Origin of the sequence: Spirillospora sp. NPDC029432 (assembly GCF_040703975.1) — a bacterium.
GTDB lineage: Bacteria > Actinomycetota > Actinomycetes > Streptosporangiales > Streptosporangiaceae > Spirillospora.
Genome location: NZ_JBEZWH010000004.1, coordinates 125,582 through 141,831 on the forward strand (window position 1 = coordinate 125,582; position 16,250 = coordinate 141,831).

9 protein-coding genes are annotated in these 16,250 nt (G+C 68.1%); 5 read left to right on the forward strand and 4 right to left on the reverse strand.

From position 1 onward, the window contains the following. Nucleotides 1-332 precede the first annotated feature (332 nt). The 4 genes from AB0881_RS04410 to AB0881_RS04425 all read left to right on the forward strand — a co-directional run bounded on the left by AB0881_RS04410 (nt 333) and on the right by AB0881_RS04425 (nt 4,606). Nucleotides 333-737, forward strand: coding sequence for a TerD family protein (locus AB0881_RS04410; RefSeq protein ID WP_366614115.1), 405 nt, complete (start codon nt 333-335; stop codon nt 735-737). 60 nt (nt 738-797) lie between these two features. Beyond that, nucleotides 798-1,235, forward strand: a complete 438-nt coding sequence (locus AB0881_RS04415; protein ID WP_366614117.1) for a hypothetical protein — start codon at nt 798-800, stop codon at nt 1,233-1,235. After that, on the forward strand, nt 1,235-4,090 hold the full coding sequence (locus AB0881_RS04420) for an ATP-binding protein (RefSeq protein ID WP_366614118.1): 2,856 nt from the start codon (nt 1,235-1,237) through the stop codon (nt 4,088-4,090). The genes AB0881_RS04415 and AB0881_RS04420 overlap by 1 nt, the downstream gene beginning before the upstream one ends. Nucleotides 4,091-4,312: 222 nt before the next feature. Further along, entirely contained in the window at nt 4,313-4,606 is a 294-nt protein-coding gene (locus AB0881_RS04425; protein ID WP_366614119.1) for a hypothetical protein, read from the forward strand. A 999-nt stretch (nt 4,607-5,605) separates the two neighbouring features. Here AB0881_RS04425 and AB0881_RS04430 read toward each other — a convergent pair. Beyond that, entirely contained in the window at nt 5,606-7,384 is a 1,779-nt protein-coding gene (locus AB0881_RS04430; protein ID WP_366614121.1) for a DUF262 domain-containing protein, read from the reverse strand. A gap of 821 nt (nt 7,385-8,205) precedes the next feature. Here AB0881_RS04430 and AB0881_RS04435 point away from each other — a divergent pair. Beyond that, nucleotides 8,206-8,895 (forward strand): hypothetical protein, encoded by a 690-nt coding sequence (locus AB0881_RS04435; protein WP_366614122.1) that lies wholly within the window; start codon nt 8,206-8,208, stop codon nt 8,893-8,895. Between the two features lie 370 nt (nt 8,896-9,265). On the opposite strand, the gene AB0881_RS04440 is transcribed toward AB0881_RS04435, so the two are convergent. From AB0881_RS04440 to AB0881_RS04450, 3 genes are read right to left on the reverse strand one after another with little or no spacing between them, the layout of a single operon-like run. Beyond that, nucleotides 9,266-10,522 (reverse strand): TIGR02679 family protein, encoded by a 1,257-nt coding sequence (locus tag AB0881_RS04440; protein WP_366614124.1) that lies wholly within the window; start codon nt 10,520-10,522, stop codon nt 9,266-9,268. After that, nucleotides 10,522-14,859, reverse strand: a complete 4,338-nt coding sequence (locus AB0881_RS04445; RefSeq protein ID WP_366614125.1) for a TIGR02680 family protein — start codon at nt 14,857-14,859, stop codon at nt 10,522-10,524. The genes AB0881_RS04440 and AB0881_RS04445 overlap by 1 nt, the downstream gene beginning before the upstream one ends. Continuing rightward, nucleotides 14,856-16,199, reverse strand: coding sequence for a DUF2398 family protein (locus AB0881_RS04450; protein WP_366614127.1), 1,344 nt, complete (start codon nt 16,197-16,199; stop codon nt 14,856-14,858). Before AB0881_RS04450 ends, AB0881_RS04445 begins: the two co-directional genes overlap by 4 nt. Nucleotides 16,200-16,250: the final 51 nt, after the last annotated feature.

Consider the following 16,250-nt stretch of genomic DNA (forward strand, 5'->3'; position numbering starts at 1 on the left):
TCCTGTCACTGACTCTTCCATGCGGAAAGGACAACTGAACACCCTCCGGCGTGACGACCTGGCCGGGCCCACGCCCAATGCCCCATGCCTGCAACCGGGCGTTCGAGGACCTCAAACGGCGGAGAGCATCTCGCCTCGAACGCACCCATGGTGACGGGCGCAGATCGGCCCCGCTTGGCCCCATACGACAACAGCGACGACTCCCGTACGGGATGTCGTCGCTGGTCGGAGTGGGTGCGCCGTCAGGGACTTGAACCACGTACAGGGCAGCAGCCCCCGGCCCTGCCCCGGAGCACCTTACATCTCATGCGATTACCGACTCTAAACAGCTGATGCCGTCGCCGAGATCGGGCGCCTGGCACCAGGCCAGTCCCGGCCAGACACCGTTCACCAGGCACTGTGCTGGGCTGGCGGTAGACCTCAGTACTCTCTTGCTGGACGGCGACGGCAAGGTCCGCTCCGACGATGACATGGTGTTCTTCAACCAGCCGATGGCCGAGGACGGCACAGTGCACCACGTTGCCGCTTCCTTGGGGACCGGCGAACGGATCATCATCGATCTGCGCGTACTGCCGTCCTCGGTGTGTCAGGTGGCCCTGGTCGCCAGCTGCGATCCCGACGACATGAGCCAGACCTTCGCCTCGGTCGACCACCTTCAAGTATGGGCAACTCCGGAGACAGGGGAGTCTACGACCTTCACGGTGCCGCCCTTGACCCCGAGCGGCAGGACACCATGAGCCGAGCGGAACCGCGGTGGGGCACGGGTCGTCTGTTCCTGTAGCAGCGGAGGGAGCGGCATGTTGCAGGAGCTCGTGGTCGCCGGTGGGGGCGCGGTGGTGGGAGCCATGGCCACCGACTCGTGGACGGTCGTCCGGGGGAGGGTCATGCGCCTCTTCCGGCACCGCGGTGAAGAGGAACTGGCCGCCGTCGAGGCGCAGCTGGACGGCAACGCCGCCCTGGTGGCCCGGTCGGCGGACGTGGAGCACGCACGGCAGAGCCTCGCCGGCCTCTGGGCCCTGGAGTTCGAGCGGCTGCTCGAAGAGCGCCCCGAAGTCGCCGCCGAGCTCGACGTGCTGGTCCGGCAGGCCGGCGTGCAGGACGGGGCACGGACCCAGACCAACATCGCGCGGGACAACGGACGCGTCTTCGCCGCCCTCGACGGCAATGTGGTCGTCCACGAGGCACCGGCTCCCGCCGCGCGCGAAGAGGGCGGTGCGAGCAAGACGGAGGCGTGATGGGGGGCGTCCACCAGAGCGTCGTCGTCGAGAGCGGGTTCGGGTACGGCGTCATCGGGGCCGACCTCCACGTCTTCCCGGACAGGGGCCCGGCCTACCTCCTCGCCGAGCATCGCCCGCCGCCCGCTCCCGCCTGGTCCTGGTTGCTGGAGCAGCCGAGTCGCATGCTGAACGCCCGGTTCCAGGTCGTCGACTACCTGGGGCGGACGGCGGAGCGGGCCGAACTGGCGGCCTGGCGCGACGGCTCCGGTCCGCGGCTGTCGGCCCTCTGGCTGCACGGCCCGGGAGGCCAGGGCAAGACGCGGCTGGCCGCCGAGTTCGCGGCCGAGAGCGCCACGGCCGGATGGAAGGTCATCACCGCCTCCCACGGCGGGATCATGCGTCCGCAGGGGTCCGAGGACCTGCGCGCCGATGACGCCGCAGGCGTGCTGCTCATCGTCGACTACGCCGACCGTTGGCCGTTGTCCCATCTGACCTGGCTGTTCAGTAACGCCCTTCTGCACGGGCCGCGCCCTGTGCGGGTCGTACTGCTCGCGCGCTCGGCCGTTCCCTGGCCCGCGGTACGGGCGGTGCTGGAGGGCCACTCGGCGGGGACCCGGGACGTCGAGCTGTCCGCGCCGGCGTCCGCCGGTGAGCGTCTGGCCATGTTCGGCACGGCGCGGGACTGCTTCGCGGCCGTCTACGGGATCGAGGGCTCGGGCATCGCTCCGCCGGAGGACCTGGAGCTCCCCGAGTTCGGGCTCGTCCTCGCCCTGCACATGGCGGCGCTGGTCGCGGTCGACACCCGCGCGCGAGGCGTCCGGCCGCCCGGCGAGATGGACGGCATCACCAGCTACCTGCTGGGCCGCGAGCGCGTCCACTGGACGCGCCTCTGGGAGAACAGGCTGGAAGGGGTGGATCACCGGACGCCGCCGGGGGCCATGGGGCAGGCGGTCTTCGCGGCCGCCCTCTCCGGTGCCGTCGACCATGAGAACGGGGTCGCGACCCTCGGCCGGATCGGACTCGAAGAACCGGCGAGCGTGCTGGCCGACCACGGCGTCTGCTACCCGCCGCAGAACCCCGGCGACGTCCTCGAACCGCTCTACCCCGACCGGCTGGCCGAGGACTTCCTCGCGCTGAGCCTGCCGGGCCACGCCGTCGGCGGCAGCCCGGCCGCGGCCTGGGCGCCCGCGGCCGTACGGGAACTCGGTTCCCGCTCCCCGGACGGCGGCGTGCCCGTCCGGCCCCTGGTCTTCCTCGCCTCCGCCGCGGCCGGGCACAGGTGGCCGCACGTCGCCCCGTTCGTGGAGCGCCTTCTACGGGACGATCCGGCTTCGGCCGTCGCCGCCGGAAGCCCCGTGCTCGATCTTGTCGCCGGGCTCGACGTCCACACCGAGGTGCTCGAACGGGTCGCGGCCGAACTCCCCGGATACGGGGACATCAACGTGGACGTCGGTGCCGCCGCGCTCATCGAGCGCCTGACGCCTTCGCGGGTCGAAGCCGACCGCGATCCGGCGGTCCGATGCGGGCACTACCAGGAGCTCGCGTTCCGGCTGTCGCGCGCCGGGCGCCCGCAGGAGGCCGCCGACGCGGCCGAGCGCGCCGTGGAGTGCGCCCGCTCGGTGGACGACTCCACGCTCGCCGTCGCGCTGGTCCATCTCACCGAGTGCGCCGACCTCGCCGATGACCTCCCGCGCAGCCTCGCCGCGGCCAAGGAGGCCACGGAGCTCTTCCGGGACCTGGCCGCGGTGGCCCCCGACGTCCACGAGCCCGGCCTGGCCCTGTCCCTCACCAACCAGGCGATGAGCGAGGCCCAGAGCGTCCTGACCGCGGGCGCGCTCGCCGACGCCGAGCGGGCGGTCCGGATGTTCGCGCGCCTGGCGCGGAAGGATCCCGCCGCGTACTCCTCCGGCTTCGCCATGGCGATCACCAACCTCGCGGACTTCTACCAGCGCGTCCTCCAGCCGGCCAAGAGCCTCCGCGGAGCCGAGAAGGCCGTCGGGATCCTCCGCGAGCGGCTCGCCGCAGGCCCGGCCGCGCCGGGATCCGCCCTCGCCCGATCGCTCACGGCCGATGGATCGCATCTCGTCTGGAGCCTGGTCACCCTGGCCAGGAGCCGCTGGGGCGCCCGCCGCCGGGAGGAGGCGATCGAGGCGCTCGAGGAGGCGCTGGAGATCTGCCGGAGGCTGGCCGAGGCCGTCCCCGAGGCCTACGAGGCCTATCTGGCGCGGATCGCCAAGCGGCTCGCTCTCCACCTCTGGTGCCTCGATCGTCCCCGGGACGCCGCCGCCGTCGCGCAGGAGGCGATCGCGACCTACACGAAACTCGTGGCCGCCGACCCTGGCGAGTACGAGGAGGAACTGGCGCAGGCCTGCATCATCTACGCCAAGGCGGGCGTGGACGGCGGATGCGAGCTCGCGGGCCCGCGGAAGGCGGCCGAGCAGGCTCTGGCGATCTACCAGCGACTCAACCTGGCGCATCAGGGTGCGCACTACGACAACGTCCGGTACGTCCATGACCTGGTCTTCGAAGTCCGGGAGGCGGCCTTGGGATTCCCGCCCGAGCGGAGGCAGGGCTGGACCCCCGAGGACCACTGGTCGACGCTGATCAACCAGGACGAGGAGTGGCAGGACGCCTCGGACCGGCGGCTGCGCATCGCGGAGATGGACCCGAGGTACTGCGCCAACGTCCGCGCGTTCATCCTCAGGCAGGCCGACGATCTCCTGAGGGAGGTCCAGGCCGCGTTCTCCGTCACGCCGGAGGCGCTCGGCCTCGGCGAAGGGGACACCGCGCGCTCGTGGCTGGAGAGGCGTCCGCTTCTCATCGCGCTGGAGCGCAGGGCGGCCCTCGCGCGAGGCCGCGGACGCCCTCGCTGACCTCGGCGGATGGCCTGGCCCGGCGGCGCGGCTCGTTCCGGAGGAGCGGCGGGCCGAGGGCTGCCGTTCTTTCGGTACTCGTCCGGGCTGATGAGCCCGGCGGCGAACCCCTCGCGCGCCTCCTGCCGCCGCAGCCGGGCGGTGAGCGTCGCCCGGGGTCACCTTGGACAGCCTCGGGCTCACGGATGTCAGCTTCATTAAGCTGGACGTCGAGGGCACGAGTTGAACGCGCTGCTCGGGGCTGCCGGGATCATCGAGCGTGACCGTCCTAACCTGCTGGTTGAGGCGGAGAAGCGGCACGGGCAGATGCCGGACGTGATCGCCCTCGTGCTGCTGGACTCGGGCTGGGTACCACCGGCCGGCTTCGACCTGGTCGCCCACCAGCGGGCCACAGTGCGCGAACTGAAACCGCGGCTTCGCCGCCAGGGTCCTGCGCCCCGGTCGCCGCTATATCAACTCCGTCCTGTTCATCAGCAGTTTCTAGCTGGCACCGTTCGAGCACGCCTGAGTGAGTGAGGTGCCCCGGGTTCGGTGAATCTTCACCGAACCTGGGACCTCGTACACGGTCTTATCGCAGTCGGTCGTGTGGGGGCCGGTCATGCCATGGCAGCTGCGGTAAGCAGCTGGCTGAAGGCTGGGGCGCACGGTGCGGCTTGAGCGTCAAGAGGCGGGCGATCCACTCGGGGAGCATCGCCATCGGCGCGTCTGCGGTTACTTGGTAGTGTGCTGGCCGACTACAGACCCGGGTTCGCGCCGGGCGGCCAGGCCGCCGGGTCGGGGTTGCGGGTCGCGGCTCGCTGCCACCCGCGGGGCGGCGGCCCCCTTGCGGCGGGCGGGAGCGGGAACACCGCCAAGCCGAGCGCGACCGCAAGGCACGGGTCCGGTACGACCCTGCCCGACTCCAGGCCGGTCATGCGCACCCGCACCCGTAGGCGTCGGGCGCCGCACCTGGTGCAGCGGTCGCCGTCGCAGTTGCACCGGTAGCCGTCGCCGCATTCGGTGCATGCGTACTCCCAGAAATCGTCGCCATGGGCCGGATGGCGGTGCCGTCGTAGAAGCGGGTGGAGGTGATGAGCTCACCCTGACTGTTTCGAATGCGGGTCTGCTCGCCGTAGGGGTGTTCCGGGATGGTGAGGCGGTAGGTGGAGCACCGGCACGGATAGTCGGGGTAGTTGTAGTCGAAGTTTGCCTCCCGGACGGCGCGGGCCGGTTGTACCGACTCCAGGCGCCAGAGCGGGACCGTGGCGCCGCTGGCGAGGGGGCGATCGGCCAATCCTTGAGTCGAGCCCAGCGGGCCTCGGCGAGGAGCCGGTCGGCGATGTCCTCAGCGCCGCAGCCGTTCGTCGATCACGAAACGCGAGAATACGGCAAAGTCCGCCCTGCGGCCTGGTCCGTGCGGAGCGGGCGAGAACCGGAGGCTGTTAACAGGTGCGGGCGACGACCGTGGCGCTGGGCAGCTCTGTAAGGCGCTTCCGCCCGTAAAGGAAACCGTCGACCACGTGGGAATCTTCCACATCATTCCGCGGCGGACTCTGAGGCCGTCGTTGCTCCGAGGGCGTTGAGGAGGCGGTTTCTCATCCTCTTCTTGCGTCCCTCGAAGAAGAGGAGATAGTCGGTGAGGCCGAGCGGGAGCCCGTCGAGGTCGTTCTCCTTGAGGTAGGCCTCGCGTTTCTCGGCGCTCGGGAACACGGTGTCGGATCCGGTCCAGTCGACGGGAAGCGTGGCCTGCTTCTCGATGTTCACGGTGCCGGGGAGGAGTTGGAGGTTGGGCAGGAGGTTGACCGTCTGCAGGTAGGCGTCGATCTGATCTCCGGGGATACCGGCCGCGGCGAGCTTCTTTCTGGTGAATTGTGATCTTGGGAAGATGTGGTCCTCATGGAACTTCTTGCTGAGGTCCAGCCCCGGATAGAGCACGGAGAGGACCGGGAAGGTCCGCTGCCCGGCGTACTTGAGGTTCAGTAGCTCATCGATCTCCGCGGGGTCGAACGACAGGCTCTTGCCGGCCGCGGCCATCGCTGCCTCCACTTCGGCGACCGGGAAGCGACCGGTGGTGTTGCCGCTGAGTACGTCCCGGATCCGGGTGAGGGTGGTGTCGAGACCGGAACCCCACACGCCCCGCTTGATGAGCGAGCGGGTGACCCAGCCCTGGAGCGCGAGCCGGTCGGCGGCGTCGCTGCTGGAGTCGAGGTAGCCGTCACCTGCGTTCCGAAGGTGGAGGTAGTGGGCGATCGGAACGATGACGCTGTTGGCGGTGAGGTTGCGCTCGTTGTAGCCGAACTGTTGAAGCAACGTCGCCGCTCGCAGGAGGGCGCCCTCGATCTGCTGCCACGCTGTCTCGACCTTGGCCATGTTCGCCTGGGTGAAGTTGGTGACCTTGAAGCGAACGTCGACGCCGGCGATGGTCAGGGCCGTCTTGAGGACGACGTCCTTGGAGAAGGAGAACTGGCGTCCGGCGTTGCTGTTGAGGTCGCGCACGAGCGAGCGGACCTCCTCGCGGGCGTCGAGTTCCTTCCACTGGTTGGTCGCCATGGACAGCAGCAGGTCGGAGTAGGACAGTGTGGTGCCGCCGCTGTTGACCCGGACGAAGATCTCCAGGACCTTGTCGGGGTCCTGGTCGGTGACGAGGAAGTAGTTCATGGGCTTGAGGACCCGGACCGCTTCGTACAGGTCGTAGAGCCGCTGGAACGCGTCGCCGGAGTTCGCGATCCGCCGCTGCTCCAGTTCCTTCATGATCGCAGGGCCTGCGTTGGGGAGATCGAGCGCGGCGCCGACGCGGAACCACTTGTCCTCCGCGTCCTGCTCGGCCGCTGCCTCCTTGTCGGTGAGGAACCGCAAGTCGTACTTGAGGCCGAGCTCTTCGTCCTTGGGGTTGTCGACGAGGTTCAAATAGAGCTTCTTGACCGGGAACGCGTCCGGGCTGTTCCACCACGCGTACTTCTTCTTCTCGGCGATGCTGCCGTAGAGGGCGATGTTGAGCGACGTCAGCCGCTGCTGACCATCAAGGACGGCGGTCGTCCCCGAGCCCGCAGGAACTGTCGCCTTGTCGGCGTACGGATTATCGCGCTCATGAAAGTGCGTGAGGAACTGATAGAACGTGTAGGACTGCGCCGTCTCAGGCTTGACGTCCCAGAGCAGGAAAGAACCGACCGGGTAGCCGCGCATGAGGCTGTCGAAGAGCTTGACGATCTGGGCTGTGCTCCACACGAACTCCCGCTGGATGGCAGGCATGAGGTATTCGTGCCTGTGGATCGCGGTGAGCATCTCCTCGACGCTGCGTGGGGTCTGGAAGGACATGCTCGGCTTCCTCCATGCATCGCGAAGGCGGGCGAGATCTCTATGAAGCTTCGAGTTTAGGCGGGGCTGGTGCCCCCGTGGGCGAACTGAGAAGTTGGGACTTGTGAGCAGAGTCGGGCTGGCGAGAGGTTCGAGTGACCACCGGTTCAGTCGCCGACTCTCGCTGACCAGATCTATCGCCAGAACTTGCAGGTGTGGCCCAGCACCGAGGAAGAGCGCACGCTGCGGAGGGCTCCAGCCGCGATGTCCACGGTGAGTTTGGGGCCTGTGGGCCGGGTGAGGCGGCCAGGGGTCTCGCCTGTCTCCCGGCGACCGTCGCTCAATGAACATCAACGAGCGTGATTGCCCGGCCATCACGGGAGGGGCCGCCGCGCGAGCGGCCCAGCGTGGCCATGGGAGCCGTATGAGTAACGGGGCCGGTTTGCCCTGGTCGAGGGGCGGCACTGGTGTCAACCGGGGAGGTTGGTGGCCGGCAGTCGATCCTCCTGCCGAGATGCCTGCGCGGTTGCCTCGGTTGGTTGCTGCGTCGGCGTGGCTGCCGGGGCAAGTCGAGGTCGAGGTCGTCGGGGAGTCCTTCCATCAGGTCGCGGTGCATGCTGCTGCTGCCGATTCCGGGGTGGAGGGTGTGCGGGCGGCGGTGCTGGCACCGGCGCCGCCGCACTCGAGATTCCCGACCGCGGTAGCCGTCTACGTGCAGACGCATCTGGTCGGGCGCCTGCCGCCTGACGTCTGTGATCAGGTGCATCGGGCGGTGTTGGACTTCGCGAGTGCGTGGGGTGGGCGGCTGCCGTCGTGTCCGGCGGTGTTCTATGACTATGAACATGGCCGGCAGGTGGTTCTTCTGCTCGATGTACAGCCGCTGGGGGCTACCGCATGCGTTATTGGCCAAGCTGCCGGAGATGGCCCGAAGCGTTGCGGGCCTGTTCTGGCTGGTCGACCAGCCTGCTCCGATCTTGCGTGGCCATCACCTCGCGGTGCGTGGGGAACTGGAGGCCGTCGAGGCCGAGTGCGTCGCCGAGACAGCGAAGCGCTTTGAGGAGCGGTCGCCTCACATCTGGCCTGGCCTGGAGCGCAGCGCCGGCAAGCTGGTCGGCGAACTGGGAGCGGCGGCAGACCCGTGGGTGGCGCGAGCGTGGCTGACACTGGCGCGCTGCACCCGGTTCCAGAAGGGCAGGCGCGACGACACGCTGCGGGCCTACTTCAACGCGCTGCACTTGGACCGTGTGAACCCCGACGCCTGGTTAGAGGTGTTCGAGTACGTCTGCCTGCCGCCGTATATCCCGATGCTTCTCGACCTCTATGCGCGCGTACCCGCCCCCGCCCGTCCCGCCATAGCCACATACCTTCTCAACATCTCCTATGGCAAAGGCGGCAGCAGCCTCCGCGCCTACAGTGGGCCAGCTCTACGGGCGGTGTTGGAAAGCTTGGCGGTCAGCCAGAACGACCAGGCAGCGGTCGCCGTCTTGGCCGCCGACGCCGGAGTGCGCGCGGAGAAGGAACGGCGACCTTGAGAAGGCGATCGCCTCCTGCCGTAGGGGCGTCGCCGCTGGAAGCACGAATGCGAAAGTCATCGACCGGCTCAGCCTCTGGCTTGTCAAGCAGGAGCTCTACGCAGAAGCGGCAGCGGCGCTAGCTCAGGCCCTGAGCAACCCACCCGAGGCGACGAGCACGCGGGAACGGCTCCGCAAACGCTTAGAGCGATGCCAGCGCAACCTCTCAGCGGTCGACTGACCAGTGATCCCTGACGCGGGTCGAGACCGCCGTCGAACCCTGACACATCTGAGGTTGCCCCCGAGGGCTTCTGAGCTCGGTCGGGGGTCCCAGGCAGACCGCGGGCAGTATGCCCAGGTAGGTGCGGGCAGAGACGAGCCGAGCTGAGAGCTACTGGAGATCGCCCAGGTCGGCGATGAGCACGTCGACGACGGCTTCCTCGTAGATGGCGCGGTTGAGTCGGATCATGGTGTCGCTGAGCGGCGGGTCCCATGGGGTAGGTTCCGGGTCGCCTTTGAGGCCGCCGATCGTGGGTTCGTCGTCGTTGAGGGTGTGGTTGACAGCGTTGGTGTAGTCGGCGCTGGTCATCCGCCAGGGTTGGGCGTTGTGGCGGTTGGCCATGGCGGCGGTCATGGTGATGCCGGGCCAGTCGAAGTCTCCGTGGTAGCGGAGTTGGCCGCCGTTGCTGGTGATCTTGGTGGCGAGGCGGTGGAAGGCGGTGGAGGGCTGGCCTTGGGTGCAGATCAGGGGCGGGCAGGCGGGGCCGAGGATGTCGCTGGCTTCCCGGAGTACGGCGGGGTTCTCGCAGACGTGCACGGACTGCGGTGCCAGGTGCAGGGGGTGGGTGAGAATTTGGTGAAGGGTGATGTGGAAGGGCGTGGCGGTGGCAGCGGCGCTGGTGAGCCAGGCGCCGAGTCCGGCGCCTGTGGCGGGGAGGTTGAGGACGAGGACGGTGCTGGCCAGGTCGTCGACGATGACGTTGAACCGGTCCCACAGCTCGCGGCGCTGTTCGGTGGTGGTGGGGCGGGGCGCGCTGGTGCGCGAGGCGAGCGCGTCCAGGACCAGCACCGACAGTGGGGTGCGGTGGTCGAGGGCGTGAGAGTGGCCTGTTGCTCGGGTCGCGAGTTTGGGCAAGGTGACGGTCGAGCCGTTGAGCGTGTCGATGAGTTCCAGTGCCGCGATGGCATGGCTGAGCCTGGCCGGGGTCTTCAGGAGCCGGGTGAAGGTGCCGTTGCCTCGGATCTCCTCGATCCAGGCCGTGAACCAGTCTTGGTGGTAAAGGCCGCTGGTGTGGGCGATGGCCAGTAGACGTTCGCGGGCCGCCTTGTCGCGGGCTGCTTCGGCGGGGCGGTCCCGTAGGGGCTTGTCGCGGCCGAGTGTCTCGGCCAGGCCGTGCCCTGACAGGGCACGTAGCCGGGTGTCTATCTGGTCCAGGTTGATCTCGACGCGTTTGGTGCCCGGTGCGATATGGCGGCCTAGGAGGCCACCGACGGCTCGCCGTTCGGCGTCGGTGAGCTGGGTGAGTCCGATCGTGCGATTCAGGTCGCCGCCGGTGCGTTCCAGGGAGCGGCGGGCGGCTGCCAGCAGCCGTACCAGATCGGGGGTGTCGGTGATGGGGTTGACGGGGCTATCGGCGGGTGTCGCCATCAGAGCACGGCCTCCTCAGAATCCTGATCGGAGTCCTGCTGCTGGGGCTTATCGGCGTCGGTATCGGCGAGAGGACTTTCATCGGTGGCGGTTTGGATGGCGGCCAGGAGCCCGTCGTCGGTGGGGGTGTGCCGGGTGGGGGTGAAACCGAGCAAGTCGGCGGCGAGTTCCTCGTTGCCCGCGTAGCCGGCGCCGGCATCCAGGAGTTCGGTGCCGTCCCAGAGGATGAGCATGGCGGAGACGGTGTGGGACAGCTTGTCGGAGTGCATGTCGTAGTGCGCGGCGGCGGGAACGGTGTCGTAACGGATCCACAGGTCGTGACCGGTCATGAAGGCGTCCAAGTCGTATTGGACGGTGAGTCCTAGCAGGTCGGGTTTGTAGCGGTCGTCGATACCGGCGAACGCCTCGTCCAGGGCGATCATGCGGGGGCAGGCGGCATGGGCAGAGGTGTAAATGGTGTTGGCGGCAGCGAAGAATGGTAGGTGGATCGCGGCTGACTTCTCCCCGCCCGACAGCAGGGTGTGCTGCTTCTTGCTGAGCTTCACCTCCTCCTCGCCGGGGACTTTGAGGCGGAGTTCGAAGGCCCGCCAGGCGCGGTAGTCCAGTACCGCCGACAAGGCTTCCTGGTAGGTATCGCGTGGGTGGGCGGCTCGGTATTCGCGCAGCATCTGCCGTAGCAGCTGGCGGAGGTCGGCGAGCTGGTCCGGGCCGAGTTGCTGGTAGCCGAGCAGGTCGGACACCTGGCGTTGCAGGTCGGTGAGCTTGTCGGAAGCGACCCAGCGGATGCCGAAGGTCAGGCCGTTGGTCATGGGGCGGGAGCGGATGTCGGCGTCCATGCTCTTGACCAGGTCTCGGGCGAAATACACGCGGTCGAACACCTGCTGGGCCAGTTCGGTGAGGAGTTCGTCTTCCAGGACGGTCCGTTCCCGTTCCTCCAGCAGGAACTTCTGCTCCTCGCACCGGTCGCGGACCCGGGCGGCAAAGTCAGCGACGGGGTGGCGGCCGTCGGCGTCGTAGACGTCCACGGTGATGACGGTGTCGCCAGCCTGCCAGTCCAGCCTATAGTCCTCCTGGCGGGTGGCGAGCGCCTCGTTGAACTCCTTCAGCGCGTCCGACAGGCGTTGCCGCGCGGCCTTGCGGGCGTTCTCACCTACCGATCGGCTGGTGGCGGCAGTGTCGAGGAGGTTGATGAGCTGCGCCGCGTCGCCAGGGATGAGCGTTTGGATCGCGTTGGCGGCGACCGAAGGGGCCTCGGCAGGATCGGCGTTGGAGGTATCCGGCGTGGTCAGCAGGGGGATCAGCTGTGCGATGGCTTGTTCATCTGGGGGCCATTGGGAGCTGTGAGGCCATGACGTGGTCGCGGTGACGCCGAGGAGGGGGCGCAGATCCGTCTCGGTGAAGATGGCGAGTGGATGTGCGGACTCGAGCAGTGCGGTGACCGCCTCCCGCACGGCCTTCTCACAGTATCGGTAGGCCGTCTCTGCCTGAACACGTGCGTCGTGTTCCTGGCGGGCCCTCCCATCGGCTGAGTCCCAGTCGCTGCGCGCGGCCGTGATGCCCGCCTCGGCTTGCTCGATCTTGTCTAGTACCTGTTTGAGGGGTGCGGACAGCTTCTCCTCCAAGCCCGCCAGTTCTTCGGCCAGGTGAAGGTGGGCGGCGGCTTTCTCCTCGATTCGTTCCGTCTCCTCGGCGTACTCATCTCGCATCCGGCTGATCATGTTTGTGCGGCGATCGACCTCCTCGGAGACGGCAAGGATCGTCGCCTTCACCTCGTCTGCTTCTCGCGCCGCCTGTAGGTAGTCGTCGATGGCCTGGGCGACGACGTCCACCGGGCGGGCTTCGGCTGGGAGACTCCGTTCGGCGGCGGCTTGGCGGAGCCGCCGGCGGGCGGCGTCGGTTTCGGCGGTGGCGGCATCCAGCGTCTTCGCGGCGGCGCTTTGCTCGGTACGGGCTTGGGCCAAGAGCGCCGACGCGGTGGAGAGCCGGGTGAGTGCGGACTGGATCGGCGCGATGGTCGGGAGCTCCCTGCGGGCTTGCCGCAGCTGGTCCAGATGCTCGTCAATCCGCTGCTGCTGGTGTTGCAGCTGCTCGAGTTCGCGGTCCAGCTCGCTGATCCGTCGGTCATAGTCGGCGATACGTGCGGCGCGGCGCCTGGCCCGGTAGGTGGCGCCAATGAATTCCGGGATCGGCTTGCTGTAGGCGCCCAAGTGGATGCCGAAGGTGAACTGTCCGGCCGAGCTGACCGCCGGGCCTTCACCCGCTGATTCCAGGACAGGGGAGAGGGCGATGCTGGCCAGGATGTCGCTGATCACCTTCGCGGGGACCAAGCCCTGATCCTCAGGCGTCAGGACGCTGGCGAGTGTGGGTTCGGCCATGCGCTGGGCCGGTGGGAGCGGCCGCAGGTAGGCGTCGTGCTCGCCGTCGCGGTAAGCGGTATCGGTAAGCGCGGGATCGGGATGGATCCAGGCGGTCAATAGCCCGGCGGACTCCAGCGCGGCCTCGATCGCCGCGGCCCGGGGGTCGTCGACGCCGTCGGCGAAGCGGACCAGTTGCCACAGGGGGCCGCCGGGACGTCCGGTGCGGTCGCTGTTGCGGGTGGCGGCGAGCATGGGAGCGTCGTCACGTTCGGCGGCGACCTGTTCGCGTTCGGTGTGGAGGACGTCGCGGTCACCACGGATCCGCTTGTGCTCGATGACGAGGCGTGTCCGCTCGTTCCCGAGGAGGGAACGTCGTTGTTCGGTGAGCTCACCGAACAACGCTGGCAGCGGTACCGCTTCGGTCTCGCCGTCGAGGGCGGCCAGCGCATGGGTGAGGGCGGCGACTTCGTCGGCCAGCACAATCGCTGAGGCGGGATTGACCTCAACGTCACCGAAGACCTCACCGCCGATGGGAGTGCCCCACCGACCGATCCAGTCATTCAGGAGTTGCTGCGCACTGGCACGTGCTTGACCAAGTGCCTCCTCGGCCTCCAGGCATGCGTCTTCGGCGCTCTGGAGCTTGGTGTCGGCTGCTGATGCCGCGTCTGCGGCCTGCTTCTGGCAGGTAACGGCGTCGGCCACGTTGCTGAGGTGGGTGCGGACGTGGTCGACGTCGTCGCGGCGTGTGGCCGCGCGTGCCTTGGCCGTCTCCAGGTCGGTCTCGCTGTCGTCGATGCCTGCCGTCTGTGCTGCCCGGGCTTGGTCGGCGGCGTGGCGACCGGCGGTGAGATGGTGCTGCTTCAGTTTCTCGGCGAGGTCGTCGGCTTCGCCGGTCAGATCGGTGAGGTGCCGCAGGTTCGTGGCTTGCTTCTGGTGCCGTTCCTCAAGATCGCGTTCGCCGGCGGCGACACGTTCGCGCAGACCAGTCAACTGCCGTTGACTGGTGTAGGCCTCGTCGCGTTTGAGACCGGCAAGCAGGCCTTCAAGAGTGGTCCGTCGTTTGTCCGCCTCGGCCAGAGCGGCGTGTGCCTTCTCCTCGGCGGTGGTCGCCCGGGTGATCTCCAGGTTGGCTTCGCGTAGCTGAGCGGCATGTTCGGTCGCTTGCCTGGTGCGTTCAGCAAAGCGGTTCAGCCTGCTGCGGGCCTCCACCATCAGGTAGTCGCTGTAGACCTGGAGGAACGCCGACGCCGCGCTGTCGGCGGCGTTCAGGTCCTCCACCAGGCGTTGCACTGCCGCCAGGTTCTCGAAATCCCGTGCCGCCTGCTCGATCAGGTCCTCGGAGATAGGGCTGAGCCCCGCGGTGAGCGTGTCCGATACCTTGGCCGGGTCCAGGTCCTTGGCCAGCAGCGGCCTGCGCAGCGCCAGGAGCAGGTCCAACAACTGGGAGTACCGTTGCCGACCGAGCCCGAACAGGGCGTGGTCGATGGCGTCGCGGTACTTGGTCGCGCTGTCGAAACAGCACTCTGAGCCCAAGATCGCTTCCAGTTGCCGTTCGGTGAGCGGCCGGGAATCGGCCGACAGCAGACCGAAGTCCAGGCCGATGCGCCTGCGGGTGACGAAGAACGACGTGCTGGCGGTCGGCTTGTCCTTGTGCGCACGCAAGGCGATGATCAACGTGACCGCGTCCGCATCGGGGATGTCGCCGCCTGCGAACTCCATCCACACGAACCCATACTCCGACTCCTGCCCGCGGTAGAGCAGGTTGGATTTCATCGTCCGATTCTCGCCGCTGAAGGGGTCCAGGCGGCGAGCGTCGGCGACGCCGTCCAAAATGAAGGGGAACAGTACCTCCAGAGCTTTGGTCTTGCCCGATCCATTGTGCCCGCGCAGCACCAGCCGCCCGTCGGCGAAGACGAGCTCCTCATCAACGTAGTCCCAGATGTTGATCAGTCCGGCGCGCGTCGGACGGAACCGGGTCATGCGCCCTCCCCTTCACGGACGTTACTGGCGGAGCTGATATCGCTGGAGTAACTGCTGGTGGCGGTGGTGTTGTCGCCCCCGCCGAACAGATCGAGCTGGCCATCGTCTTTGGGCAGAGCCATGGTGATGTTGCGGTAGCGAAGCGCCGCCGGCAACAACACCACCCCGCCGGGGATCGGCCGGACCAACGCCAGATCGGTGAGCAGCGTCAGGGCCACGCCGAGCAGACCGATCGGGTCGGCCTGCCAGGTTGCGGTGAACGAGACGGCCCCGAACTCCTCAAACAGCTCGCTGATCATCTGCTCCAGCCGATGCCGCTCCACGAAATACAAACAATGGTGAGCGCCGACCGCAACGCCGGGTGAAGAAGTGCCCTCTGGAGGAGTCCAGGCGAGCTCGTGGACCACTCCGTCGGCTGGGAGGCCGGTGTCGATACGGTCCAACAGGTCAGCTTGCAGGCTGGCATGGGAGGCGGCCTCGACCTTGTGCAGGGTCCGACCTTCCAGCTCATCGGCGATCTTGGCCAGGAGCAGCCCGGCCGCGCGACTGACCGCTCCGCCGCGCCCCGGGAAGGGCCGGTCCGTGAACGACCCGCCCGCATCGATGAGCGCAACGCCCTCCGCGCGCCGTTCCACCACCAGTCCCGTCAAGCGGGCCAGGTTCTCGGTCACATCCTCACGACGAAGCACCGCCGCGGCTGAGGAGTCAAGGTCGTCGAAGTACACCACGGGCCGTTCCAGCAGCAGCCGCCGTACCCGCTGCTCGACCGAAGACACCGGGTCCTCCAGGAGGCCTGCGGCAGTGGTGAGATGTTGGATCGGACGGGCGGGCCGCAGCAGCGCCGTGCAGATGTCATGGTCGATGTCGTACAGGGCATCGCCGTCGGCTGAGCGGGCCCATGCTTCGGCAGACCCGTCCGACAGGCGCAGCGCGCCCCGGTCCACCAGCCAGGTCACCACGTCCACGACGGCAGCCTTATGGCCCTGGATCAGCGGGTCGAACCCCAGCCCCGCAGTCGCCGCGGCCAACGGCGCAAAGGCGCGAACCATATCGGCGAGACTGATCTCTACCCGAGACCGCTGGAAGGTAGACATGATCAAGCACAAGTAGGCGATCCGGCGCCGATCCCAAGCCCGCCCGGTCTTGGAAACGAACACCTTGCCGCGCGAGGGATCCAGCACATCCAGTCTGCGGACGAGCCGGATCTGACGGGTGGTGGCGACGAGGGAGTAGCCGAACAGCTCACCCAGGTCGCGTGTGAGCTGATCAGCCCACGGCAGCACCCGCTCCAACACCCCCGGCCGCGGATGGGAGGGAGTGATGATGTCGTTGGTCAGCACCAATCGAACCGCGGTTTGGAAAGAACCAAGTTCGCTGACGGGGATGTCCGC

Coding starts and splice junctions, on each gene's coding strand:
- AB0881_RS04415 (WP_366614117.1), top strand. CDS start 798: ATGTTGCAGGAGCTCGTGGTCGCCGGTGGGGGCGCGGTGGTGGGAGCC.
- AB0881_RS04430 (WP_366614121.1), bottom strand. CDS start 7,384: ATGTCCTTCCAGACCCCACGCAGCGTCGAGGAGATGCTCACCGCGATC.
- AB0881_RS04435 (WP_366614122.1), top strand. CDS start 8,206: ATGGCCGGCAGGTGGTTCTTCTGCTCGATGTACAGCCGCTGGGGGCTA.
- AB0881_RS04410 (WP_366614115.1), top strand. CDS start 333: ATGCCGTCGCCGAGATCGGGCGCCTGGCACCAGGCCAGTCCCGGCCAG.
- AB0881_RS04445 (WP_366614125.1), bottom strand. CDS start 14,859: ATGACCCGGTTCCGTCCGACGCGCGCCGGACTGATCAACATCTGGGAC.
- AB0881_RS04420 (WP_366614118.1), top strand. CDS start 1,235: ATGGGGGGCGTCCACCAGAGCGTCGTCGTCGAGAGCGGGTTCGGGTAC.
- AB0881_RS04440 (WP_366614124.1), bottom strand. CDS start 10,522: ATGGCGACACCCGCCGATAGCCCCGTCAACCCCATCACCGACACCCCC.